This window comes from Puniceibacterium antarcticum, assembly GCF_002760615.1.
Lineage (GTDB): Bacteria > Pseudomonadota > Alphaproteobacteria > Rhodobacterales > Rhodobacteraceae > Puniceibacterium > Puniceibacterium antarcticum.
The window spans coordinates 17,588-41,395 of sequence record NZ_AWWI01000090.1; the positions used below are offsets into that span (position 1 = coordinate 17,588).

20 protein-coding genes are annotated in these 23,808 nt (G+C 63.9%); 8 read left to right on the forward strand and 12 right to left on the reverse strand.

Annotated features, from left to right (window positions below):
* Positions 1-93: 93 nt before the first annotated feature.
* Positions 94-2,238 (forward strand): polyribonucleotide nucleotidyltransferase, encoded by a 2,145-nt coding sequence (gene pnp / locus P775_RS12610; protein WP_099911327.1) that lies wholly within the window; start codon positions 94-96, stop codon positions 2,236-2,238.
* Positions 2,239-2,905: 667 nt separating this feature from the next.
* Here pnp and P775_RS12615 read toward each other — a convergent pair.
* Positions 2,906-3,592 carry a response regulator transcription factor gene (locus P775_RS12615; RefSeq protein ID WP_099911328.1) on the reverse strand — a complete coding sequence of 229 codons (687 nt, stop codon included), beginning with the start codon at positions 3,590-3,592 and terminating at the stop codon, positions 2,906-2,908.
* Positions 3,593-3,759: 167 nt separating this feature from the next.
* Here P775_RS12615 and ribA point away from each other — a divergent pair, with 167 nt between their 5' ends.
* From ribA to P775_RS12630, 3 genes are all read left to right on the forward strand, one after another.
* Positions 3,760-4,851, forward strand: coding sequence for a GTP cyclohydrolase II (gene ribA, locus P775_RS12620; protein WP_099911329.1), 1,092 nt, complete (start codon positions 3,760-3,762; stop codon positions 4,849-4,851).
* Positions 4,852-4,987: 136 nt separating this feature from the next.
* Positions 4,988-5,989, forward strand: coding sequence for an LLM class flavin-dependent oxidoreductase (locus tag P775_RS12625; RefSeq protein ID WP_099911330.1), 1,002 nt, complete (start codon positions 4,988-4,990; stop codon positions 5,987-5,989).
* Positions 5,986-6,498 carry a L,D-transpeptidase family protein gene (locus tag P775_RS12630; RefSeq protein ID WP_099911331.1) on the forward strand — a complete coding sequence of 171 codons (513 nt, stop codon included), beginning with the start codon at positions 5,986-5,988 and terminating at the stop codon, positions 6,496-6,498. Before P775_RS12625 ends, P775_RS12630 begins: the two co-directional genes overlap by 4 nt.
* 144 nt (positions 6,499-6,642) lie before the next feature.
* On the opposite strand, the gene P775_RS12635 is transcribed toward P775_RS12630, so the two are convergent.
* The 10 genes from P775_RS12635 to P775_RS12680 form a co-directional block, all read right to left on the reverse strand.
* Positions 6,643-9,741, reverse strand: a complete 3,099-nt coding sequence (locus tag P775_RS12635; protein ID WP_099911332.1) for an efflux RND transporter permease subunit — start codon at positions 9,739-9,741, stop codon at positions 6,643-6,645.
* Between the two features lies 1 nt (position 9,742).
* Positions 9,743-10,894, reverse strand: coding sequence for an efflux RND transporter periplasmic adaptor subunit (locus P775_RS12640; RefSeq protein WP_099911333.1), 1,152 nt, complete (start codon positions 10,892-10,894; stop codon positions 9,743-9,745).
* A gap of 205 nt (positions 10,895-11,099) precedes the next feature.
* On the reverse strand, positions 11,100-11,828 hold the full coding sequence (locus tag P775_RS12645; protein WP_099911334.1) for an MBL fold metallo-hydrolase: 729 nt from the start codon (positions 11,826-11,828) through the stop codon (positions 11,100-11,102).
* Complete coding sequence (locus P775_RS29870; protein ID WP_099911335.1) at positions 11,825-12,865, reverse strand: ABC transporter ATP-binding protein; 1,041 nt, start codon at positions 12,863-12,865, stop codon at positions 11,825-11,827. Before P775_RS29870 ends, P775_RS12645 begins: the two co-directional genes overlap by 4 nt.
* Positions 12,862-13,632, reverse strand: a complete 771-nt coding sequence (locus tag P775_RS12655) for an ABC transporter permease (RefSeq protein WP_099911336.1) — start codon at positions 13,630-13,632, stop codon at positions 12,862-12,864. Before P775_RS12655 ends, P775_RS29870 begins: the two co-directional genes overlap by 4 nt.
* A complete protein-coding gene (locus P775_RS12660) occupies positions 13,629-14,489 on the reverse strand; it encodes an ABC transporter permease (RefSeq protein ID WP_099911337.1) in 861 nt (286 codons plus the stop codon). Before P775_RS12660 ends, P775_RS12655 begins: the two co-directional genes overlap by 4 nt.
* Before the next feature lie 106 nt (positions 14,490-14,595).
* On the reverse strand, positions 14,596-15,654 hold the full coding sequence (locus P775_RS12665) for an ABC transporter substrate-binding protein (protein ID WP_180287428.1): 1,059 nt from the start codon (positions 15,652-15,654) through the stop codon (positions 14,596-14,598).
* 344 nt (positions 15,655-15,998) lie between these two features.
* Complete coding sequence (locus tag P775_RS12670) at positions 15,999-17,054, reverse strand: ABC transporter substrate-binding protein (protein ID WP_099911339.1); 1,056 nt, start codon at positions 17,052-17,054, stop codon at positions 15,999-16,001.
* Positions 17,051-18,439: a sensor histidine kinase gene (locus tag P775_RS12675; protein WP_099911340.1), complete on the reverse strand. Its 1,389-nt coding sequence runs from the start codon at positions 18,437-18,439 to the stop codon at positions 17,051-17,053. The genes P775_RS12670 and P775_RS12675 overlap by 4 nt, the downstream gene beginning before the upstream one ends.
* A complete protein-coding gene (locus tag P775_RS12680) occupies positions 18,432-19,103 on the reverse strand; it encodes a response regulator transcription factor (RefSeq protein ID WP_099911341.1) in 672 nt (223 codons plus the stop codon). Before P775_RS12680 ends, P775_RS12675 begins: the two co-directional genes overlap by 8 nt.
* Before the next feature lie 199 nt (positions 19,104-19,302).
* On the opposite strand from P775_RS12680, the gene P775_RS12685 reads away from it, so the two are divergent.
* From P775_RS12685 to P775_RS12700, 4 genes are all read left to right on the forward strand, one after another.
* Positions 19,303-20,292, forward strand: coding sequence for a Bug family tripartite tricarboxylate transporter substrate binding protein (locus P775_RS12685; protein WP_099911342.1), 990 nt, complete (start codon positions 19,303-19,305; stop codon positions 20,290-20,292).
* A gap of 115 nt (positions 20,293-20,407) precedes the next feature.
* Entirely contained in the window at positions 20,408-20,839 is a 432-nt protein-coding gene (locus tag P775_RS12690) for a tripartite tricarboxylate transporter TctB family protein (protein ID WP_099911343.1), read from the forward strand.
* A 15-nt stretch (positions 20,840-20,854) separates the two neighbouring features.
* Positions 20,855-22,384: a tripartite tricarboxylate transporter permease gene (locus P775_RS12695; RefSeq protein WP_099911344.1), complete on the forward strand. Its 1,530-nt coding sequence runs from the start codon at positions 20,855-20,857 to the stop codon at positions 22,382-22,384.
* Between the two features lie 209 nt (positions 22,385-22,593).
* Entirely contained in the window at positions 22,594-22,896 is a 303-nt protein-coding gene (locus P775_RS12700) for an SH3 domain-containing protein (RefSeq protein ID WP_099911345.1), read from the forward strand.
* A gap of 25 nt (positions 22,897-22,921) precedes the next feature.
* Here the strand turns inward: P775_RS12700 and P775_RS12705 are convergent, their stop codons facing one another.
* On the reverse strand, positions 22,922-23,656 hold the full coding sequence (locus P775_RS12705; protein ID WP_099911346.1) for a hydratase: 735 nt from the start codon (positions 23,654-23,656) through the stop codon (positions 22,922-22,924).
* Between the last annotated feature and the right edge of the window lie 152 nt (positions 23,657-23,808).

The window sequence follows — 23,808 nt, forward strand, 5'->3', positions numbered from 1 at the left end:
CATGACATGATGAAAGGAGTCGGCGGCAATGGGGCCGCCATGCAAAACGGGAGACCCGGAGGGCCGGGAGAGCTCCCTTACAGGATACGCTTGATGTTCAACGTTACGACGAAATCCATGCAGTGGGGCGAAGAGACGCTTACACTGGAAACGGGCAAGGTTGCCCGTCAGGCCGACGGTTCTGTCATCGCCACTCTGGGCGAGACATCCGTGATGGCCAACGTGACCTTCGCCAAGAAGGCCAAGGAAGGTCAGGACTTTTTCCCGCTGACCGTCCACTACCAGGAAAAATACTATGCCGCGGGCAAGGTGCCAGGCGGTTTCTTCAAACGCGAGGCGCGCCCGACCGAAAAAGAGACGCTGACCGCGCGTCTGATCGACCGTCCGATCCGCCCGCTGTTTGTCCCCGGCTTCAAGAACGAAGTTCTGGTGATGTGCACCGTGCTGTCGCACGATCTGGTCAACGACCCGGACATGGTTGCGATGATCGCAGCCTCTGCCGCGCTGACCATTTCGGGCGCGCCCTTCATGGGTCCGATCGCGGGCTGCCGCGTCGGGTATGAGGGTGGCAACTACATCCTGAACCCTGAAATCGACGACATGCACAAGCTCAAGGACAATCCCGATCAGCGCCTTGATCTGGTTGTTGCCGGCACCAAAGACGCCGTGATGATGGTCGAGTCCGAAGCGTATGAGCTGACCGAAGAAGAAATGCTGGGCGCCGTCAAATTCGCCCACGAGCAGATTCAGCCGGTCATCGACCTGATCATCTCGCTGGCCGAAGCCTGCGCGAAAGAGCCCTTCGATTTCCAGGCGCCGGATTACTCCAACCTTTACGCCGCTGTGAAAGCCGCGGGCGAGGACAAGATCCGCGCCGCCTATGCGATCATGGACAAACAGGAACGCACCACCGCCGTTTCCGACGCCAAGACCGCGATCAAGGCAACGCTCAGCGAAGAGCAGCTTGCAGATGTAAACCTTGGCACCGCGCTGAAAAAGCTCGAAGCTTCGGTTCTGCGCGGCGATGTCGTCAAAACCGGCAAGCGGATCGATGGCCGCGCGCTTGACACCGTGCGCCCGATCGTCTGCGAAACCGGCCTGCTGCCGCGCACGCATGGTTCGGCTCTGTTCACCCGTGGGGAAACCCAAGGCCTCGTCGTGACCACGCTGGGCACCGGCGATGACGAACAGATGATTGATGCGCTGCAGGGCACCTACAAGTCCAACTTCCTGCTGCACTACAACTTCCCCCCGTATTCGGTGGGCGAGGTTGGCCGCGTCGGCAGCCCGGGTCGTCGTGAAATCGGCCATGGCAAACTGGCATGGCGCGCGCTTCAGGCGGTTCTGCCTGCTGCCACCGATTTCCCCTACACCATCCGTGTGGTGTCCGAGATCACCGAATCCAACGGCTCCTCCTCGATGGCGTCGGTTTGCGGTGGGTCGCTGTCGATGATGGATGCGGGCGTTCCGCTCAAATCCGCCGTTGCCGGTGTCGCAATGGGTCTGATCCTCGAAGAGGACGGCTCCTACGCGGTTCTGACCGACATCCTGGGTGACGAAGATCACCTCGGGGACATGGACTTCAAGGTTGCGGGTACCGAAAACGGCATCACCTCGCTGCAGATGGACATCAAGGTTGCCGGCATCACGCAGGAAATCATGGAAAAGGCACTGGCGCAGGCCAAGGCCGGTCGTCTCCACATCCTGGGTGAAATGTCCAAGGCCCTGACCGGTGCAGCTGAATTCAGCGTCCACGCACCGCGCATCGAGACCATGCAGATCCCCACCGACAAGATCCGTGAAGTCATCGGCTCCGGCGGCAAGGTCATCCGCGAGATCGTCGAACTCTCGGGTGCCAAGGTCGACATCAACGACGAAGGCATCATCAAGATCGCCTCTGCCAATGGTGAAGCGATCAAGAAAGCCTACGACATGATCTGGTCGATCGTGGCTGAGCCCGAAGAGGGTCAGGTCTATGACGGCAAGGTTGTGAAGATCGTCGATTTCGGCGCCTTCGTGAACTTCTTTGGCAAGCGTGACGGTCTGGTCCACGTGTCCCAGATCGAAAACCGCCGCCTGAACCATCCGTCGGATGTGCTCAAGGAAGGTCAGGACGTGAAGGTCAAGCTTCTGGGCTTTGACGAACGCGGCAAGGTCCGTCTGTCGATGAAGGTTGTGAACCAGGAAACTGGCGAAGAGATGACGCCTGAGCAGCAGAAAGAAGCTGCCGAAAGCTGATCTCTGACGGCTCTACCGCCTGAAGAAAAGAAAACCCCGGCGCGCTCGCGTCGGGGTTTTTCATGTGCGCAGGAAACGCCGCCTGAATTTCGAAAATTACGCAAAATCCTATCCGAAAGGATAGGACCTTAGCCGAACGGGTCGCTTGGCCCTCCCTATGCGCGAATGCATTCTTACCGCTGCAGGGTTAGAAAAAGCTCAAGTAGTTTGGTTCTGAGCGGATGTGCTGAAACGATCTGCGCACCTTTCCGGTCCTCCCTGGTTGTGTTGTGTTGAGTAGCGAGTTGAGTGGCGGTTACCGCGACCCGGGGTCAGGCTACCTACCTGAGTATTAACGAGTTTCCTCTATCCGCTGAACAGGTCGCTGGCTTTCGCCGCAAGACCTGAACCGGAGTTTATTGCGCCAGTGTATTGTCCGCAGCTGTGCACTGGTGCTTGTACTTTCGGATATCTGACGCTCATGGCGCGTGCGGACTTGCCTTGTGTAAAGGCTCTGATGCGCTCGTCCTCTGGCGTGCACCCCCAGATATCTGAAAAAAAGGCCCGGGCAACAGCCCGGGCCAGTCCAACAGGGAGGTGCATGTGATTACCCGCACATGCAACGGGGTTCGTTGGCTAACGCCTGTTCAACCTATAGGTTCCTTGAGGCGAAAGAAAAAGCAAGACCTTATGACACCAGCCGGTATCCGCCGGACTCGGTGACCAGCAAACGGGCATTCGACGGATCGGGTTCGATCTTCTGGCGCAGGCGGTAGATGTGGGTCTCCAGCGTGTGTGTGGTCACCCCGGCATTGTAGCCCCAGACCTCGTGCAGCAGCACATCGCGCGCCACGATGCCATCGGTCGACCGATAGAGGAACTTCAGGATGTTCGTCTCTTTCTCGGTCAGGCGAATCTTCTTGTCGTCATCGGTCACCAGCATCTTCATCGACGGCTTGAACGTATACGGCCCAAGCGTGAAAACGGCGTCTTCGGACTGTTCGTGCTGACGCAGCTGGGCACGAATGCGCGCCAGCAGCACCGGAAACTTGAACGGCTTGCTGATGTAATCATTGGCCCCCGCGTCCAGACCCAGAATCGTATCGGCATCGGTGTCATGCCCGGTCAGCATCAGGATCGGCGTCTTGACCCCCTGCTTGCGCAGAAGACGACACAGCTCGCGGCCATCGGTATCGGGCAGACCGACATCCAGAATGATCAGATCGTAATTCTGTTCCTTTGCGCGGCTCATGGCGCTGGACCCGTTCTCGGCCTCGAAAACTTCGAAATCCTCGGTCATCACCAGCTGCTCGGCCAGCGCCTCGCGCAGGTCGTCATCGTCATCGACCAGCAGGATATTCTTGAGCTGCGCCATGTTGCCTTCTCCTTGTGTTGTGATGCAGATGTGATGCGCAACGCTGCGGCGCAAGTTTTGCTGCAATGCTTTCACGGCCTCGTGTATCACAGGGCCAAATGTTACAGATTTGCGTCTGATTGTTTCAACCGGATGCAGGAAATGCCGCAACAAGGCCCGAGGAGCGCATGACCCTACGACCTGATCTGACCGAGGTTCTGGCCCGTGCCCGCGCCGATCTGCGCATGGGTGTGCCGGTGGTGCTTTGTGTGGCCCGCGCCAGCGTTCTGGTGCTGGCGGTCGAAACCCTGACGGCGCAGCGGCTGCGCGATGTGCACTCTCTGGGCGTGCAGACCGATCTGGCGCTGACCCGCTGGCGCGCCGAAACGCTCAAGGCGCGCGCCTACGATGGCGATCTGGCGCGCGTGGCGCTGCCCAAGGGTGCTGATCTGGCCTGGGTGCAGGGCCTTGCCGATCCCGCCAATGACTTGTCGGCCCCGATGAAAGGCCCGCTCCAGACCCGCCGCGACGGCGACGCCGATCTGCACCGCCTGGCCCTGACTCTGATCAAAAGCGCGCGCCTGCTGCCCGCCGCCCTTGTGGTCCCGCTTGAGGATGGCGCCGGTTTTGCCGCCTCCCATGACCTCGGCGTGATCGACGCGGCCGTGGCCGCGCCGCATCTGCTGACCCTCAGCGGGCTGGAGCGGGTGATCTCGGCCCGTGTCCCGCTGCGCGCGGCCAAGGATGCCCGCCTGCACATCTTCCGCCCCGAAGATGGCTCTGATGAACATTACGCCATCGAAATCGGTCGCCCGGACCGCGCCACACCGGTTCTGGCGCGGCTGCATTCTGCCTGTTTCACCGGCGATCTGCTCGGCTCGCTGAAATGTGACTGCGGCCCGCAGCTGAACGCCGCCCTCGCCCAGATGGGCCAAGAGGGGGCAGGCGTCCTGCTCTACCTCAATCAAGAGGGGCGCGGCATTGGCCTTGCCAACAAGATGCGCGCCTATTCCCTGCAGGATCAGGGCTTTGACACGGTCGAGGCCAACCACCGTCTCGGCTTTGAAGATGACGAACGCGATTTCCGCCTTGGCGCGCAGATCCTGCGCAAGATGGGCTTTTCGCAGGTCCGCCTGCTCACCAACAACCCCCGCAAGATCGAGATGATGCGCGCCTGCGATATCAATGTGACCGAACGCGTGCCGCTCAGGGTCGGCGAAAACCCGTTTAACGAGGCATATCTGGCGACGAAGGCCAAGAAATCCGGGCATCTTCTATAAGGACATTGCAGAGACGTGACATGGATGGCGCCCGCCCCGCAGTGTTTCCAAGGGGCTCGTGACGCCTCTCTTTGCGTGGGGTCTTGGCAGGGTGCCTTGGGCTGCTTACCTTCTGACACAACAGAAGGATTCCGCCATGAAATATTCCGTCCTCGACCTTGCCCCGGTCCCCGAAGGATCAGATGCCGCTGACGCATTGCACAACACCGGTGAACTTGCGCAACACGCCGAACGCCTTGGCTATCACCGCTACTGGCTGGCCGAGCATCACAACATGAAGGGCATCGCCAGCGCAGCCACCTCTGTGCTGATCGGCCATGTGGCGGGGCTTACGAAAACACTGCGCGTCGGTGCGGGCGGGATCATGCTGCCCAACCACGCGCCGCTGGCCATTGCCGAACAGTTCGGCACGCTCGCCACACTTTATCCGGGCCGGATCGACCTGGGTCTGGGCCGCGCGCCCGGCGGCGACATGGCTGTCATGCGCGCCATGCGCCTGCGTCAGGATGCGGGTGACCGCTTCCCTGAAGATGTGGCAGAGCTGCTGACCTATTTCGGACCAGAGGCCCCCAACGCCCCCGTCGCCGCCCATCCGGGGCAGGGGACCAACGTGCCGTTGTGGATTCTGGGCTCATCGCTTTACGGGGCACAGGTCGCGGCGCATTTTGGTCTGCCTTATGCCTTTGCCTCACATTTCGCGCCTGCGGCACTGGAACAGGCGGCGCAGATCTACCGTGCCAAATTCCAGCCCTCCGCAACGTTGAAAAAGCCGCATTTCATGCTGGCGGTGAATGTCTTTGCCGCCGACAGCGACGCCGAAGGTGCGCGCCTGCGCACCTCCATGCAGCAGGCCTTTTATCGTCTGCGCACCGGCACCCCGGGCAAGCTGCCCCGCCCTGTGGACCGGATCGAGGATGCAATGCCCGCCAGCGCCCTGCCTGCGGTGAACGAGGCGCTGCGCATCACCGCCGTCGGTGGCCCCGACACGGTGCGCCGTCAGCTCGGGGATCTGATCGCGCAGCACCGTCCGGACGAGATCATCCTGACCGGGCAGATCCACGACCATGCCGCGCGCCTGCACTCTTTCGAAATCGCGGCAGAGGCTCTTCAGGGGTTAAACGAAAGCCTCGCTGCGTGACGCCTGTCGATCTGGTTCTGACCCGGCGTGGCCTGCGGTTTCGCGGCCGCTATTGGCCCTGCACCATCGGGCGCGGCGGCGTCTCTGCGCGCAAGCGTGAAGGCGACGGCGCGACCCCGGTGGGCGAACACCGGATCGTCGGCATGCTCTATCGCCCCGACAGGCTTGCGCCGCCCACCGACTGGGCGGTGCCGATCCTGCCGGGCGATCTCTGGTCTGATGATCCGGCGCATGAAGACTACAACATGATGGTCCGCGCGCCCTATGCGCACAGCCACGAACGCCTACGCCGCGCTGATCCGCTCTATGATCTTGTGATCCTGACCGACTGGAACTGGCCCTACGCCGTCCGTGGGCGCGGCTCTGCCATCTTCCTGCACCAGCAGCGGCGCAAGGGGTTCCCGACCGAAGGCTGCGTCGCCTTTTCGCGCAAAGATCTGTGGCAGATCGCCCAGGGCATCACCTATGGCAGCCGGCTGATCGTGCCTGAAACTCTGGCCTCTGCCTGAAAGATGAGTGGCGGGTTTAGAACGTTCCGCCCTTCACCCTAAAAGCTGTAAGGCGGGACGCTTTAAGCCCGCCGAAACATACCACCAGCCATACGGTTTCCATACGCAAACCATACGCTTTCCAGCCGCCGGTTTCCGGGTGTTTCAGACAGGCTGCGCGTCCCGCAATTCGCGCTGCAGCCGCTTGGCTTCCTCGGCCTTGGGCTTGGAAAATCCTGCCAGCAGCAGATAGGCGACCGGCGTCAGATAGAGCGTCGAAACAGTGGCTAGACCGAGTCCCCCAACGATCACCCAGCCCAACGCCTCGCGCGCCTCGGCCCCCGCACCGGCGGACAGGATCAGGGGCACACCCCCCAGCACGGTCGAAATCATCGTCATCATCACCGGCCGCAGCCGGATGGTCGACGCGTCAAGTATCGCGTCGTGAACCGATGCGCCCTCATCCCTCAGCTGATTGGCAAATTCGACGATCAGGATTCCGTTCTTGGCCATGATTCCTATAAGCATCACCAACCCGATCTGGCTGTAGACGTTCAGGCTCAGCCCTGAAAACACCAGCGCAAAGGCCGCACAGGCCAACCCCAAAGGCACCGTCGCCATCACCACGATGGCCGAGATAAAGCTCTCAAACTGCGCGCTCAGCACCAGAAACACCACCAGAATGGCAAAGCCAAAGGTGACCAACAGCCCCCCTGCGGTCTGATCCAGCGTCGCCGCTTCGGCCAGCGGAACGATTCGGTTGTTCTCGGCCAGAACTTCTGCGCCCATTGCCTCGACCTGTGCCAGCGCATCGCCCAGGGCCAGCTCCGGCGTCAGCCCGGCGCTGATCGAAACCGACCGGCTCTGCCCCTCGCGGTTCAGCTCGGGCGCAATCGCCCGCTCTTCCAGCCGCACAAATGTCGACATCGCCACCATCTGCCCGTCCGCCGCCTGGACAAAGACATTCTCCAGGTCGCCGGGGTCGTTCACAGGGTCGGTGGTGGACAGCATCTGCACATCGTAGCTTTTGTCCTGCACAAAGACCGTGCCGATGGTCCGCCCTTCCAGAACGGCGCGCAGGGCATCGCCCAACCCACTGATATCTATCCCAAGGTCAGAGGCCCGCGTGCGGTCGATCTCGATGAACAGCTGCGGCTGTGTCGTCTCGTAATCCAGCCGCACCTGCCCAAACGCCGGGTTCTGCTCCATCCGCGCGACCAGCGTTTGCGCCACCTCGGAAAGCTGCGCATAGCTGTCCCCGGTGATCGCAAAGCTCAGACCGCTCCCCGCGCCCCGGATGCCCAGACTGTTGGGCTGAATGGCAAAGGCGCGCACACCGATGATGTTGCGCAGCTTGCCGTTGATCTCCTCCACGATCTCGGACTGTCCACGGCTGCGTTCGCCCCACGGGGCCAGCGACATCACCATGAAACCGCTGTTGTCCGACCCGCCGGATCCGGTGATCGAAAACACGCTGCGAATCTCGCCCGTATCGACCAGAGGCTGGATCGCACGCTCGATCTCCTGCATCTTTGAGGTGGTGTAGTTCAGCGACACGCCTTGCGGTGCGCTGACGCGCAGCAACGCCACGGCGCGGTCCTCGGGCGGGGTCAGCTCCTGGCGGATGCCGCCGCCGACAAACACCGCCGTCGCCGCAAACAGCCCCGCCGCCAGCACGATGACAAACGGCACGGCCAGCGCGCCTTTCAGCGTTGTCTTGTAAAATGCCGCCAGACGGTTGCCCAGCCAGATCATTGGCCCGCGCGGGTCCTTTTCCGGCTCCGCGGTCAAAAGGCGGCTTGCCAGAACCGGGCACAGCGTCAACGCCACAACCGATGACAACAGCACCGCAATCGCAAGCGTAAAGCCGAATTCGCGGAACAATCCGCCCGCCTGACCGGGCAGAAACGACAGTGGAATAAACACCGCCGCCAGCGTCGCGGTGGTGGTCACGACGGCAAAGAACACCTGCTGCGTGCCCAGCACCGCCGCCGCCCGTGGCCCCATCCCCGCCGCCCGCTGACGCACGATGTTTTCAAGCACGACAATGGCATCATCCACTACCATCCCTGTCGCCAGCACCAGCGCCAGCAGCGTCAGGATGTTGATGGAAAACCCCGCCATATAGATCGCCGCCAGCGTGCCGATCAGCGCCACCGGCAGGGTCAGCGTCGGGATCAGCGTCGCGCTGAAACTGCGCAGGAACAGAAAGATCACCACCACCACGATTGCGACGGCCATGCCCAGCGTGCTCAGCACCTCCTTGATCGACCCGTTGATGAAAACCGCATCATCCGAGGTGACAAAGATGTTCACATCCGGCGGCAGCGTCTTGCTCAGCTCGTCCACGACCTCGCGCACAGAGCTCGAGATTTCCAGCGTGTTCGACGTTGCCTGACGGATCACGCCCAGCCCCAGTCCGGTCTGCCCGTTGGCACGCAGGATCGTCTCGTTCGGGGCCGGGCCAAGCGTGACAGAGGCCACATCGCCCAGGATCACGTCATCCTTGATCTTCAGCGCCTCAAACGCGGCAGGGGTATTGACCGACGCCGTTGTGCGCACGTTGAGCGACTGACGCTCTCCGGTCAGATCACCGGCAGGCGCATCAAAGGCGATGGTCTGCAACGCCTCCTGCAGATCCGCCAGGGTCAGCCCGCGGCTTGCCAGTTCCATCTGGTCGATGTCGACGCGAAAGATCGGTTCGCGGTCGCCATAGATCTGCAGATCCGCCACCCCGTTGATCGAAATCATCCGGTCCTCGACCCGGTCCTGCACGATCTGGGTCAGCTCCTGAGGGGACCGGCTGGCCGATGTGACGGCAACCCGGATCACCGGCTGTGCATTGGCGTCGGCCTTGACGATTTCGGGGTCGTCGACATCATCGGGCAGGTTGTTGGCGATCCGCGCCACCGCATCGCGAGTGTCGCTCGCAGCAACATCCAGGTCCACGTCATCGTTGAATTCCAGCGTGACCCGGCTGCGGCCAAAGCGGGAATTGGACGATATAGCGCGCACACCCGCAACCCGCCCCACAGCCCCCTCAACGCGCGAGGTAATCTCCTGATCCACCGTTTCGGCAGAGGCGCCCTCGAACTCGGTGGTCACCGTGATCACCGGGCGGTCCACATCCGGCAGCTCGCGGATTTCGACGCCGAACAGGGCGGCAATCCCGGCAATCACGATCAGCGCATTCAGCACAAAGGCCAGAATGGGCCGCTGGACGAACAGTGCCGTGCCGGCGGTCTTTTGTGGGGTATCTGTCATGTCAGCCCTGTTTTTGCTGCAAAGTCGCGCTGATGTCCGTGGCAGGCTCGACCTCGGCCCCAGGGCGCAGGGTCTGCAGACCTTCGGTCACCACCTGCTCCCCGGGCGCCAGATCCGCCTCGACCAGGACAGCGTCGCTGTTGCGCTGGCGGATCACGATGGCGACGCGCTGGACTTTGCCATCGCGCACGGCCCAGACGAACGATCCCTCGCTGGACCACTGCACCGCCAGCGGGTTGATCGCCGGATAGTTTTCGCCCTCGAAATGCAGCAGGACGGAAAAGGCCATGCCCTCGCGCAGCCGGTCATCGGCGTTGTCAATCCGGGCCTGCACCCGCAGCGTGCGGCTAGAGCGGTCAACGACGTTGTCCAATGTGGCCACCGTACCGGTCATGACCTGCGCGCGGTTGGACAACGGCGAAAGCTCCACCGGCATGCCCGGTTTCAACTGGCCGATCACCCGTTCCGGCACGCGAAAATCGATCAGCAGCTGCGACCGGTCGGTCATGGTTGCGAGCTCTTCCTGCGCGGCAACGCGGTCGCCCTGATCGACCGCGAAGATGCCGATCCAGCCCGAAATGGGCGCGCGGATCACCCGCTGCGACAGGTCAAATTCCGCTTGGCGGATCTCCAGCTCGGCATTGCGCAGCGCCAGCTCTGCCTCGCGGATCTGGACCGAGGTGACGGCGCCGGAATTCTGCAGCGACCCCAGCCGCCCGACCTCGACCTTGGCGTCCTCAAGGGTCAGGTGGGCGCGGTCCAGCGCGATCTGCTCGGCCTCGTCATCCAGCCGCACCATGACGGCGCCTGCATCCACATAGCTTCCCGCGTCAAATGTGATCTCGCGGATGCGCCCCGTGGCTTCGGACCGCACGGTGACCGATTTCAGCGCGCGCCCGTCGCCCACGGCGGTGATCCGGTCGTTCAGCGTGCCCTGCATCACCTCGGCGGTGATCACCTGTGTGGCACCGCCCCCGCGCCTGTCACCTTCCTGCGCGGCCGGTTCCGCCGCCTGCGCGATGGTGATGCCAAGTGCGTCTGGCAGCCCGGTTTTCTCCAGCCACTGCGCGGCAGAGGGCACATATGTGATCCACAGCGTCAGCGTTGCGGCGATCACACCTGCGCCTAGCAGGATCTGTCTCAAGATGGCCATCGGTCGGGTCATTCCTCAATACGGCGTCGCTACAGGATAGGCACATAGCAGGTGACGGCAAAATGACAGTATGTCACGCATACATTACCGTTACCGAGCCGCCTGCGCGCGCCTGTTGTGGACTTATACGGGCAAATGCCGCCCCTACGTCGCAACTTGCCCGAATTTTGGTACCTCTGGAACCAGGATGCCGCGCTGACCTCTCTCAGACGTCATGCACTTTCAGCCAGTCCTGCAGGATCCGGTGCAGGCGTGCGCCGCTGAAGCTGGGGAAATGCCCGCCATGCACCACCCGCACCGGCAGATCCATCAGGCGCCGCATGGACGCGATGTAATCCGCAGCATCCGCATGATAGGTGTCTTCGATCAGCGGCCCATCATAAACGATATCGCCGGAAAAAAGCACCCCCGTCGCGCGTTCCAGCAGGGCAATGCCTCCCGGCGAATGCCCGGGCGTGTGCACCACCTCGAACAGCCGCCCGCCCGCATCGATCACCTCGCCATCCTCCAGCAGCCGCGTCGCGGGGGCAGGGGTCACGGTATAGCGCTCGGACCGGTAGGGTTCGGGCGGAAGCGTTTCAAAGATCTCGTCGGTGACATAGGGATCGGCCAGCACGGCGCGCCGATCCGGGTTGGCCAGCAGATGCGCCTCGGCGCGGTGCACGGCGCGATGGTCGAATTCGTGATGGCAGCCGATATGGTCAAAATGCGTGTGGCTCGCCACGGCCAGCAGCGGGCGTTCGCTGACCAGCGGCACCCAGTCGCGCAAGCTGACCACGCCCATGCCGCTGTCGACCAGCAGATCGCCGTCCGGCCCGCGCACATGCCAGCAGTTGCAGCGGTAAAACGGCAGGATATGCGGCTCGTCGATCAGGCTGATGCCGTCGTCCAGCCGGGTGACACGCCACCAGTCCTCGGGTCTTGCACGGATCATGTATCCTCCAGCAGCGTCAGATGTTCGGCGTCCAGCGCCAATGTGATCAGATCGCCCACATCCGCCGCCAGTCCCACCGGCAGACGCGCGCGCAGCGGGGTGTCCGGCGCAGCTTCGGGCAGGACCGTCACCTTGCGGTGCATCCCCTGAAAGACCGCCTCGATCACCCGCACCACCCCCAGCGACACCCCCGCACCGGGGCGCAGATGTTCGGGGCGCGCGCACAGCGTGACGCGCGCGCCCTCGGGCAGCTGCGTCGCCGGTCCCAGTGCGCCAAAGACCGTCATCGCCCGCCCGCCCTGCACCACACCGGGCACAAAGTTCATCTCGCCCAGAAAGGCGGCGGCAAAGCGGCTGGCGGGGCGGCGATAGACCCGTTCGGGCGGGCCCTGATCCTCGATCCGGCCCGCATTCATCACCACGATACGGTCGGCAATCGCCATGGCTTCTTCCTGATCATGGGTCACATGCACAAAGGTCGCGCCGACCCGGCGCTGAATCGCCTTCAGCTCGTCCTGCATGGCGCGGCGCAGGTTCAGATCCAGGGCGCCCAGCGGTTCGTCCAGCAACAGCACATCGGGCTCCACCGCCAATGCGCGCGCCAGCGCAACACGCTGCCGCTGACCGCCTGACAGCGCGGTGGGGCGCTTGGCACCCGCCCCGGCAAGGCCGACAAGCTCCAGCATCTCTTCGGCGCGGGCAAGGCGCCGGGACCGCCCCAGGCCGCGCATCCGCAGGCCAAAGGCCACATTGTCCAGCAGGCTCATGTGCGGAAACAGCGCGTAATCCTGAAACACCGTGGTCGTCGGGCGCCGCGCTGCGGGCACACCCACCATTTCGCGCCCGTCAATCCGCACCGCGCCACCGGTCGGGTCGGAAAACCCGCCAAGGATGTCCAGCAAGGTTGTCTTGCCACAGCCCGACGGCCCCACCAGCACGCAATATTCCCCCGCCTCGATCCCAAGGGTGACCCCCGCCAGCGCCATCGCATCGCCATAGCGCTTGGTCACGTCCACAATATCGATCGGTGCCGTCATCGCCGCCTCATCATGGTCAGTTCAACCCCCAGCACCGCCACGGCCGAGACCATGAAAACCAGCGATCCCACCGCGTTTGTCTTCGGGTTCAGCCCTGATCGCAACAGCGACCAGATTTCGACCGGCAGGGTCACGTCAAAGCGCGACAGCAGAAAGGCGATGATGAATTCATCCCAGCTGAAGGTCACGCTCAGCAGAAACGCCGCCAGCAGCGCAGGCAGGATCATCGGCGCGGTGATCAGCCACATCACTCGCAGTTCTGATGCGCCCAGATCCCGCGCCGCCCGCTCTGCAGCCATCTGCGCCGGGCCGATGGCGGCGGCGCAGATGGCGAAACACAGCGGCGTGTTGATCACGATATGCCCCACAGCCACCGTGCTCAGCGACAGCCCCTGTCCCATCAGGTTGAAACTCGCCAGCAGCCCAAGGCCAATCACCAGATAGCTGACCGACAGCGGCGCGGTCAGCGCGGCACGGATCGCGCGTGCCCCGGGCAAACGCCCCCCCGCCACCGCCCGCGCGGCCAGAAACCCCAGCGTGACCGCCACGGCAGAGGAGGCAAAGGCCACCATCAGCGAATGCGCAAGGGCGGCCATCAGATCGCTGTCACCCAGAACCTCGATATGCCAGCGCAGGGAAAACCCCTGAAACGGCGGAATCGGGAACCGCCCGTCCTGAAACGAATACAGCGCCAGCACCCCCACCGGCAGAAAGATGAACCCATAGAGCAGAGCCATGTAACCGGCGCAGATCAGGAACCGCATCATGGCGCCGGCGCCTTCATCCAACGCGCCATGCACAGATAGGCCAGTGTCACCGCCGCCATCAGGATGATCGACAGCGCCGCCGCCATCGGCAGATCCGCCCGCCGCCCGATCTGCAGCATCACCAGCTGCGGCAGCGCCAGATCATTGCCCCCGCCCAGGATCTGCGGCGTCACGTAATCCCCGATACACAGCGCAAATGTCAAAAACGCGCCGACCATCACCCCAGGCAGGGCCAGCGGCCAGACGACAAAGCGAAAGATCTGCAGCGGCCCCGCCCCCAGATCCGCCGCTGCACGGCGCAGGTTGGGCGGCAGCTGCACAAGGCTCGCATAGATCGTCAGCGTCAGCAGCATGGTGAAAAAATGCGTGAACCCGATCACCGTCGCGGCGCGCGAATTCGCCAGATCCAGCAACGGCAGACCCAGATCCCCCAGCCAGCCGTTCAGCACGCCCCGCTTGGCCAGAACCAGCGACCAGGCGTAAGAGCGCACCACATAAGAGGTCCAGAACGGCACCACCGCCAGCGCCAGCGCCAGACGGCGGAACCGGGGGGGCAGTTCCACCGCGATGATCCAGGCCAGCGGATAGGCCAGCGCGACAGACAGCACCGTGACGACCACGGTGATCTCAAGCGAATTCAGCGCCGCCTGCAGATAGGCCGGGCTGTTCAGGAACTGCGCATAATTTGCCAGCGTCCAGGCCGCCTGAAGCCCCTGATCGGTGCGCTGCCACAGGCTCAGCACCGCCATCACGCCAAAGGGCAGGGCAAAGAACACCAGCGTCCACAGCAGGGCAGGCGCGGCCAGTGCAAGCGCGCGCCGCCGGTCGCGACCCTCGATGCTGGGTGGCGGCCTCATGCTCTACACCGTCCCGCCTTTGACCTGAAATACACGCATCGCCTTTCGCGTTGGAGGTTCTGCCGACAGACAGCGAACAAGGGGTCCAATTTCAAGGCGGGTTGCCCTAGCGTGCAAGGAAGCGCGTCCAGACATCCTGCATCGCGGCGTCCAGTTCGGCATCCGGGGCAGGGTAAAGTTCGGTCTTGTTGAGGTAATCGGTCTGCTGATCCCAGCGCAGCGCGTCTTTCTGCGCATCCGTCATCATCGCCCCGGCCATGCTGTTGGCGGGCATCGCCCAGTAGCAGGACGAGGTCGCCAGCGCCGCCTGACCCGCGGGGGACAGGACATGCTTGACGAATTCCACCGCCAGATCGGGCTGCTTGCTATCGGCAAAGACCCCGATCGACTGCGACCAGCGCACCGCGCCCTGTTCGGGGATCAGCCAGTCCAGATCCGGCAGATCCGCCGTCAGCCCTGCCGTGACCCATTCACCGCCACCAAACAGGATATCCACCTCTCCGGTCGCAATCGCGGTCTGCGATGCGACCACTTCCCCGACCAAGGATGCATTGTCCTTGAGCTTCATCAGCGCCTCTTCGATGGCAGGCAGATCCTCCATCGTGATCTCATCCGTGTGAAGGCCCAGACCCTTCGCCACCATGCCGATCACCGGCAGGTAATAGTCATAAACTGCGATGCTGCCCGGCGCCTTGTCCGACCAGAGGCGGGTCATGTCCGCCAGATCGTCCGGACTGATCACCGCCGAATTATAAGACACGGTGTTGTAGCCAAACTTTTCCGAAATCGCATAGGTCTTGCCGTCGATGACGTGGTTCTCTTCCATCACAAGCTCGGGGAACAGCGAATCATAGGGCAGCTGATCTGTCGGCAGCGGTCCCAGGATTCCCGCCTCGACCACGCGCGGCACGTCGATCCCATCGACCACCAGCACATCCCAGTCGCCGGGCTGGCTCTGTTCGATCAGCGACAGCGCCGCCCCCGTGCCCTCGTATTCCTTGAGGTTCACCTTCATCCCAAACTTGTCCTCAAACGGCTTGATCAGCGCCTCGTCGGTATGGTCACACCACACCAGTGCATTCAGCTGCTTTTCCTGCGCGGCGGCGGCCTGCGTCAGAAGCGTGGTGCCGGCAAGCACGGCCAGCAGTCGGGTCGTCGTTTTCATTCTGGTGTTCCCTGTTCTTATTCGTCGCAGGGCCATCCCCGGCCCCCGTGTCCCGCACCTTCTACGCCCACGCGCCTTGCGACGCAGCGCCGTCGCCCGGACCTTGGCAAGTTTCCGCACAGGCTGGCAACTGCAGAGGTCGGATGACAGCGGTGCGCGGGGCGAATTCTTCCCCGGTGGTTCGACCCTGTTGCCCGATTGCCTGAACAAACGGCACACACACCCGTCGCCCCGTCGCTGTCAGGGCCGTCCGACCTGACACCCGATCATCCCAAGCAGACTCAGACCAAGGGTTTGACCGCGAAAGGGTCAGCCCCCGAACCTCAGGCCAAAGGCGGGATGGCCTAGGGGCGTACCCCGCGCGAAAGGTTCTCGCGCCAGCGGCGGATGAACTGCGCGCGCTTCTGCTGATCCAGCGCCACGATCAGCGCGGGCGACAGCCCGATGGGCCGCAGCGCGGTTTCCGACAGCGGCGGGCGATCTTCGGCGCCGGCCTTGTCGCTCAGCGCGGTGATCAGCAGCACATCGCTCAGCGCCGCCCGCCCCGCCGCCGACAGCAGGAAATCCAGCAGGGCCTCCGCCTGATCCGCGTGGGCCGCCGCCTTCGGGATCATCAGCGCGCGCGACAGCACCAGCGTGTAATCCTGCGGCAGCACGATGCCGATGCGCGGATCGCTCTGCGCGGCCACCTGCGCGTAGGATCCCAGCACGTTATAGGCGATCAGATAGGTGCCATTCGCTACACCGTCGATGATCTCGGCGGAACAGCAGGTCGCCACCGCCCCTGTCCGCCCCAGACTTTCCAGCAGGGCACCGAATGTGGTCGCCTCGCGCGCATCCGAAAAGGCGAACAGATACCCAAGGCCCGAGGATTCCACATCATAGGTTGCAACCTTGCCGGCATAGGGGGACGCGGTCGGGCGCAGCAGATCCAGTAGATCGAACCGCGTCAGCGGCACATCCTCAGGCGGCACCAGATCGCGGTTGTAGACGATCACGGCGGCCTCGCGGGTGATGCCCCACAGTTCGTCCCGCCAGCGCAGTGCTGCGGGCAGGGCGGTGGTCAGGGCCGACACATGCGGCGCAGCGCAGGCGTTGTTCACCAGCTGCACCATCTGATGCACCCCGGACGAAATCACCACATCTGCGCCCCTGCGCCCCGACGCACAGTCCGACAGCGTCAGATCATACAGCAGGTTCGACCCCCATTGTTCGTAATCCACCGCCAGATCCGGCCGCACCGCCAGAAAGGCGTCGATCACCGGGCTGAACACCTCGATATCCGTGGTTGATCGCACCAGCAGGCGCACAGTGGCCGTCTGGCGGCCAAAGGACCGCCGTATCTCCTGCGCGGTGGCGGGCAGGGCCAGAAGGCACAGGATCACACACAGGATTCTCATTCCAACCCCTCCGCCAGCGGCAAAATCAGGGCGGCGCGAAACCCAGCCTCGACCTGCTCCAGCACCAACTCACCGCCATAGGCCTGCGCCACTGCCGCCGCGATGGCCAGACCCAGACCAGACCCTTCGCCCCGTGTCACGCTGTCATGGGCGAACCGCCGACCCAGCCGCTCCAGCAGGGCCGCCGACGGCCCGCGCCCGCAATCCTCGACCCATAGAACCGCACGTCCCTGTTCGACCGACGCTCCGACCCGCACCGGCGCGCGCCCGTATTTCACCGCATTGCCCAGCAAGTTCTTCGCCGCCTCGGTCAGCGACAGCAGATCCCCCCGCACCATCACCGCGCGCTCTCCGATCATCAGCCGGATCTCGACCCCCGGCGCCGTCAGCGCGACATCCCCCGCCTCGACCACCTCAAGCGCGGCATCGCGCAGATCCACCGTCTCACGGCGCACGGATTCGCCCCGGTGGATCACCAGCGCGCGGCTCAGCATCTGATCCAGCAGATGCCCCAGATCCAGCGTGCGCCGGTGGATGCGCGTGACGATGGCATCGCGCCGCGCGCCGTCAGGCTCCCCCGCCGCCAGATCCGCCTGTGCGCGCAGGGCCGCGACCGGCGTGCGCAGCTGATGCGCCGTGTCCGATATCAGCCCGCGCATCGCGCGCACCTGCTGATCGATCCGGCCCATGAACCCGTTCAGCGCGCCCACCATCGCTTCGGTTTCTTTCGGCACCGGCACCGCGATGGGCGTCAGATCATAGGGATCGCGCCGCGCCACCGCCTCGGCCAGCCTGTCCAGCGGGCGCAGCGCCGAACGCACCACAAACACCGCAAGCAGCGACATCAGCACCCCCGCGCCCGCCAACACCACCAATGCGCGCTGCGTGATCTCAAGCGCCAGCGCGCGGCGCGCCCGCAGGGTCTGGCCCACGATCACCTGCACCGGACCCGATACGTTGCGCTCTGCAAACCGGCGGGTGACGGCGGCAAAGCGCGCGGCCTCTCCGGAAAAGGTGGCATCGTAGAAATCAAGACTGCGCGCCGGGCTGTCCGGGGGATCGGGCAGATCGCCGTAGCCGGTCAGCAACTCGCCTGCCGGGCCGGTCACGCGATAGGCAATGCGGTCCTCGGGGGCCAGCGCCAGCAGCTGGAACGCCGACACCGGCAGATCCACCAGCAGCTCCGTGCCCTCCACCGCGATAGACGCCGCGATTTCATTCGCCGCCCCGACCAGCAGCCGGTCATAGGCATCCTGCGCCGCCTGCCGCCCATAGGCAAAGGCCGCCACCGACACCAGCACACCCCCCACCGCCAGCAGCAACGCTACCGCCAGCGCCACACGCGCGACAAGCGACATCTGCCAGGGCGGGATGTGGCTATTCATCCACCACGATCCGATAGCCCAGCCCGCGCTGCGTCTCGATCCGCACGCCGCTGCCCGACAGCTTCTTGCGCAGCCGCGCAATGTACAGCTCGATCGCGTTCAGCCCCACATCGGCATCGTCAAAGGAAAACAGCCGCTCATACAGCCGCTCCTTGTCCATCAGCGTGCCCCGGTTGCGGATCAGCACCCCCAGCAGCGCAAATTCCCGACGCGTCAGCGCCAGCATCTGCCCCGCCACCGTCACCACCTTGGCTGTCGGGTTGAACACCAGATCCCCCAGCGTGATATCTTCGCTCTTTTGTCCCTGCTCGCGGCGATACAGCGCGTGAATCCGCGCCTCAAGCTCGCGCTGATCAAAGGGTTTCACCAGATAATCATCCGCCCCAAGGTTCAGCGCCGACACCCGGTCATCCACCGAAAACAACGCGGTCAGCATGATCACCGGCGTGCGCAACCCGCGGGCCCGCAGCTCCTGCAGCAGATCGGTGCCCAGACCGTCGGGCAGGTTTATGTCCAGCACGATCACATCATAATCCTGCACATCTACAAAACCGCGCGCCCCGTCCAGCGTGCCCGCCATGTCGCAAGCCATGCCCGCGCGCTCCAGCCGGATCACGATGGCCTCGGCCATGTCGCGCGTATCCTCGACCAGCAGCACCCGCATTTCTTGGCCTCCCCCCCCCATGCTGCGCCCCAAAGGGACCCCCGGTTTCGCAGTCCACGCAGGGTGTGACAGGTTGGTGACAGGTTCAAGGCCTATCACCCCTCAACCAGAAAGGCGCGAGGAGACCGGTATCCCTTCCGGAGCGCCTGCTGGACCAGTCGGCATTGCCGACACAGACCGACTTGGAGGAGTCACCGACATGACAATGACAACACCCCGCCTGACGCTTGCCGCCGCTGTCCTGGGCCTGTCCGCCCTGAGTGCGGGCGCGCAGGGCTTCACCCCCGAAAACCCCGAATGCATCGCCCCCGCAAACCCCGGCGGCGGCTGGGACTTCACCTGCCGTCAGGTCGGCAAGCAGCTGCAGGACCTTGGCCTGCTCGATCAGACCGTGCAGGTCGTCAACCTCGCCGGGGGCGGCGGTGGCGTGGCCTATGCGGAAGTTGTGAACAAGCGCAACGATGACAATGACCTGATCGTCGCCGCATCCTCCGCAACCTCGACCCGCCTCGCGCAGGGGGCCTTTCCGGGCAACACCATGGATCAGGTCCGCTGGCTGGCCTCCGTCGGTGCCGATTACGGCGTGATCGCCGTGGCGGCCGACAGCGAAATCGAAACGCTGCCGCAACTGCTCGACATCATGAAAAACGACCCCCGGGCGATTTCCGTCGCCGGCGGGTCTGCTGTGGGCGGCTGGGATCACCTCAAGGTTCTGATCGCTGCCGATGCTTACGGGATCGAAGATGTGCGCACCGTGAAATACATCGCCTTTGATGGCGGTGGCGAAGCTGTGACACAGCTTCTGGCCGGTTCCGTGCAGGCCTTCACCGGCGACATCTCCGAAGCCAAGGGTTTCGTCGATTCGGGCGATATCAAGGTGATCGCGGTGCTCGCGCCCGAACGCCTTGAAGGCGAGTTTTCAAAGTTCCCCACCGCCCGCGAACAGGGTGTCGAGGCGGTTGGCGCCAACTGGCGCGGCTTTTACGCACCGGGCGGCATGTCTGACGCTGCCTATGACTATTGGGTGGACAAGATCGCGACGCTCTATGCCTCAGACGAATGGAAAGCGACCATGGAGGCCAACGGCATCGCCCCGCTTGACCTGCAAGGCGCCGAGTTTCAGGCCTTCGTGGCGGATTCGGTGAACCAGATCCAGACCATCTCGAAAGAGATCGGGATCATCCGCTAAGCCAGCCTATCCCCCTGCGCCCGGACCATCCGTCCGGGCGCATCCCTGTTTTCCCGCATCGTCACCCCATTTCCGCGGCCCGCAGACTGCAGGCGCCGCACTCAAGGAGACCGCCATGAGCGATCGTATCTTTGGCGTGATCGGGCTGTTGCTGTCCGTGTTCTACATCTGGGCCGCCCTGATCATCGAGGAAAGCTTCCTCTCCGACGCCGTCGGGCCCAAGGCCTTTCCCATCATCATCGCCTGCGTGTTGGGCCTGTCCTCTATCGTCATCGCCCTGCGGCCCGACCCAGAACCGGTCTGGCCGCCGCTGGGCCAGCTGGCTGAAATTGCCGCTGCTGCCGTGGTGATGTTCCTCTATTCCATGCTGCTGCCGGAAATCGGCTTCATCTTTGCCACCATCCTCGCCGCCACCTACCTTGCCTGGCGTCTCGGCTCGACCCTGCTCGGGTCGGTCCTGACGGGTCTGGGCACGTCGATCGGCATCTACGTCATCTTTCACCTCGTTCTGGGTCTGTCGCTTGCGCGCGGCCCGTTCGGCTTCTGATCCGGAGATCCCCACATGGACACGCTCTCCTCTCTTGCCGACGGCTTTGCCATCGCTATCACCTGGGAAAACATGCTTCTGGCCCTGCTGGGCTGTTTTCTGGGCACCATCATGGGCGCGCTTCCGGGCCTCGGCCCGTCCAACGGCGTCGCGATCCTCATCCCGCTCGCCTTCACCCTCGGGCTTGGCGCCACGCCCTCGCTGATCCTGCTCACCTCGGTCTATTACGGGGCAATGTACGGCGGGCGCATATCTTCGATCCTGCTCAACATCCCCGGGGATGAACCTGCGATGATGACCTGCCTTGACGGCTATCCCATGGCGCAAAAGGGCCAGGCGGGCGAAGCACTGGCCATTTCCGGCATCGCCTCCTTCGTCGGGTCGTTCTTCGCCACCTGGGGTCTGATCTTCCTCGCACCGCAACTGGTCAAGATCGCGCTGCTGTTTGGCCCCGCTGAATACTTCGCGCTCTTCGCACTGGCCTTCGCGACCCTGGGCGGCGTCAGCTCGACCAATCAGGCGAAATCGGCCTTTGCCGCAGCGCTGGGCCTCGGCCTTGCGATGATCGGCGTCGATACGCAGACCGGCGTGCCGCGCTTCACCTTCGGTGAGGTGCATCTTTATGACGGTCTCGACTTCCTCGTCGCCATCGTCGGCCTGTTTGCCCTGTCCGAGGTGTTCATCTTCCTCGAACACCGCCACGGCAATGCCGACGCCGCCAAGAAGGCGGTGGTGATCGGCCGCCTGACCCCGCCCATGTCGATGATCAAACAGTGCACACCCACCATGCTGCGCGCGACCTTCCTTGGCTTCCTCGCCGGTGTCCTGCCCGGTGCCGGCGCTTCGCTCGGCTCCTTCATCTCCTACTCGATGGAGAAAAAGCTGGTGGACAAGGGCACCTTTGGCAAGGGCGATCCGCGCGGCGTCGCGGCCCCCGAGGCGGGCAACAACGCCGCCGCCGGTGGTGCGCTGGTGCCGATGCTGGCGCTTGGCGTGCCGGGATCCGGTACAACCGCCGTCCTGCTTGCCGTGCTGCTGTCGCTCAACATCACGCCCGGCCCACTGCTGTTCACGCAGAACCCGGATGTGGTCTGGGGCCTGATCGCGGCGCTGTTCATTGCGAACTTCATGCTGCTCGCGATGAACATCCCGATGGTCGGTCTGTTCACTCGCATTCTGATGGTGCCGCCCAAGGTGCTGATGCCCATCGTCGCCATGGTCAGCTTTGTCGGGATCTACGGCATTTCCGGCTCCACCTTCGATCTGCAGGTGATGATCGGGTTTGGCCTGCTCGGCTGGGTGCTGCGCAAGTTCGATGTGCCACTGGTGCCCATCATCCTCGGCACGCTGCTGGGCAACGCGATGGAGTCCAACATGCGCCGTGCGATCACCATCGACAACGGCGACTGGTGGACACTGGTGGACAGCCCGCTGGCCCTCACGCTCTGGGCCATCGCGATCATCGGCTTCATCCTGCCGGTGCTGGTGGGCAAGGTGATCAAGTCCAAGATGCGCCGGGACGACGAATCCTCGCTCTCTGACTGACCCCTTCGCCAGACAGGGCGCGCCCTGACAATGACCTTCCAGCCCCCGTGGATTTCCGCGGGGGCTGTTTTCTGCGTCGGATACCCGTGGTGCCCATCAGATCAGCCATCGGACTGAAAACTCTGGCGCGCGCGATTTTTGTGATCCAGTGGCGGTTTCTTTCGCCGTCCTGACAGATTACAACCCCCGCAGGAAAACAGGAGAACGCGATGCGCAGAGCCATCTTTGTCGCGCTGGCGGCAGTTGCGCTGGGAACTGCCTTTGGCGCCAAACCTGCAGCGGCCGCATGGCTTGGCCGCTTTGAGGTTTTTGGCGTCGAAGGCGAAGATATGCTGAAAATGCGGGGCGGGCCAGGCACGGGCTACAGCGTGATCGTTGGCCTGCCCAACGGCAGCGTGCTGCGCGTCTACAGCTGCCAGCAGACTGGCAGCACCCGCTGGTGCAGCGTCGCCCTGGACCGCGCGCGCGGGCTCAAGGGCTACGTCTCCTGGGCCTATCTGCGCAAGTTGTGACCCCCGCAGGGGTCACGCACCTGCCTCAGCTCAGGGTGAACGACACCGCGCCCAGCCCATCGATATGACCGGTCACCTCGCCCGCCGCGTCGACATAGCTCAGCGGGTGCAGCGATCCGGTGATCACAAACTGACCCACCCGCAAACCGCCGCAGTGATCGCCGATTGCCGCAATCAGCGCCTTCAATGTCGCCAGCGCTGATCCCCCGGGCACCTCGGTCGGCCCGTCCAGAAACAGGCTTTCCCCGGCCTGCATCCGCCCGGTGACTGTGCCGAAATCGCGCCCGTCCCAGTCGGTCAGCGGCGGGCCGACAATCAGGCCGTAATTGATCTGAAAATCCGCCAGCTTCGCAATCGCATCCTCGGCCAGCGGCCCGCTCAGCCGCGTGTCCACCAGCTCGATCACCGGTACTGGCTGCACGCAGCGCTCCAGCGCCGCGTCAAAATCGTCTGATCCGGGCGCGGGCAGGGGGGCGATGATCTTCCAGCCGACCTCCAGCTCGATCCCCATCCGATCCCCCAGCGCAACCGTCGCGCCCGAAGGCAGCGCATGCTGCGCGCGGATCGGGGCCATGATCGCGGCCTCCCCGGGTTTCAGCCCCACCTTGAACCCCGCCACATGTCCAAGGGCGGCAATCACCCGGGACTGTACGTAATAGGCCTCGGCCACGGTCGTGGGCACGGCGCCGTCGGGGGCAGAGCGCATGCCGCTCCGGTGGGCGGCAATCAACGCATCCGCAAAGGGATCAAATGGGGTCATGATATGTCCTGAAAAAGGGAAAGCAGGCGGCGTGCCGCCTCGGGGATCGGCGCGACCAAAGCGCAGGGCGCGCGCGGACGCAAGCGTTCTGCCGCCTCTCCCAGCGGACCACCGCCAATAATCACCGCCTCGGCCCCGGCGGCCTGCGCGCG

Excerpts from the sequence above, each read along its gene's own strand:
- pnp (WP_099911327.1), top strand. The coding sequence starts at position 94 with ATGTTCAACGTTACGACGAAATCCATGCAGTGGGGCGAAGAGACGCTT.
- P775_RS12615 (WP_099911328.1), bottom strand. The coding sequence starts at position 3,592 with ATGGCGCAGCTCAAGAATATCCTGCTGGTCGATGACGATGACGACCTG.
- ribA (WP_099911329.1), top strand. The coding sequence starts at position 3,760 with ATGACCCTACGACCTGATCTGACCGAGGTTCTGGCCCGTGCCCGCGCC.
- P775_RS12625 (WP_099911330.1), top strand. The coding sequence starts at position 4,988 with ATGAAATATTCCGTCCTCGACCTTGCCCCGGTCCCCGAAGGATCAGAT.
- P775_RS12635 (WP_099911332.1), bottom strand. The coding sequence starts at position 9,741 with ATGACAGATACCCCACAAAAGACCGCCGGCACGGCACTGTTCGTCCAG.
- P775_RS12640 (WP_099911333.1), bottom strand. The coding sequence starts at position 10,894 with ATGGCCATCTTGAGACAGATCCTGCTAGGCGCAGGTGTGATCGCCGCA.
- P775_RS12645 (WP_099911334.1), bottom strand. The coding sequence starts at position 11,828 with ATGATCCGTGCAAGACCCGAGGACTGGTGGCGTGTCACCCGGCTGGAC.
- P775_RS29870 (WP_099911335.1), bottom strand. The coding sequence starts at position 12,865 with ATGACGGCACCGATCGATATTGTGGACGTGACCAAGCGCTATGGCGAT.
- P775_RS12655 (WP_099911336.1), bottom strand. The coding sequence starts at position 13,632 with ATGATGCGGTTCCTGATCTGCGCCGGTTACATGGCTCTGCTCTATGGG.
- P775_RS12660 (WP_099911337.1), bottom strand. The coding sequence starts at position 14,489 with ATGAGGCCGCCACCCAGCATCGAGGGTCGCGACCGGCGGCGCGCGCTT.
- P775_RS12665 (WP_180287428.1), bottom strand. The coding sequence starts at position 15,654 with ATGAAAACGACGACCCGACTGCTGGCCGTGCTTGCCGGCACCACGCTT.
- P775_RS12670 (WP_099911339.1), bottom strand. The coding sequence starts at position 17,054 with ATGAGAATCCTGTGTGTGATCCTGTGCCTTCTGGCCCTGCCCGCCACC.
- P775_RS12675 (WP_099911340.1), bottom strand. The coding sequence starts at position 18,439 with ATGAATAGCCACATCCCGCCCTGGCAGATGTCGCTTGTCGCGCGTGTG.
- P775_RS12680 (WP_099911341.1), bottom strand. The coding sequence starts at position 19,103 with ATGCGGGTGCTGCTGGTCGAGGATACGCGCGACATGGCCGAGGCCATC.
- P775_RS12685 (WP_099911342.1), top strand. The coding sequence starts at position 19,303 with ATGACAATGACAACACCCCGCCTGACGCTTGCCGCCGCTGTCCTGGGC.
- P775_RS12690 (WP_099911343.1), top strand. The coding sequence starts at position 20,408 with ATGAGCGATCGTATCTTTGGCGTGATCGGGCTGTTGCTGTCCGTGTTC.
- P775_RS12695 (WP_099911344.1), top strand. The coding sequence starts at position 20,855 with ATGGACACGCTCTCCTCTCTTGCCGACGGCTTTGCCATCGCTATCACC.
- P775_RS12700 (WP_099911345.1), top strand. The coding sequence starts at position 22,594 with ATGCGCAGAGCCATCTTTGTCGCGCTGGCGGCAGTTGCGCTGGGAACT.
- P775_RS12705 (WP_099911346.1), bottom strand. The coding sequence starts at position 23,656 with ATGACCCCATTTGATCCCTTTGCGGATGCGTTGATTGCCGCCCACCGG.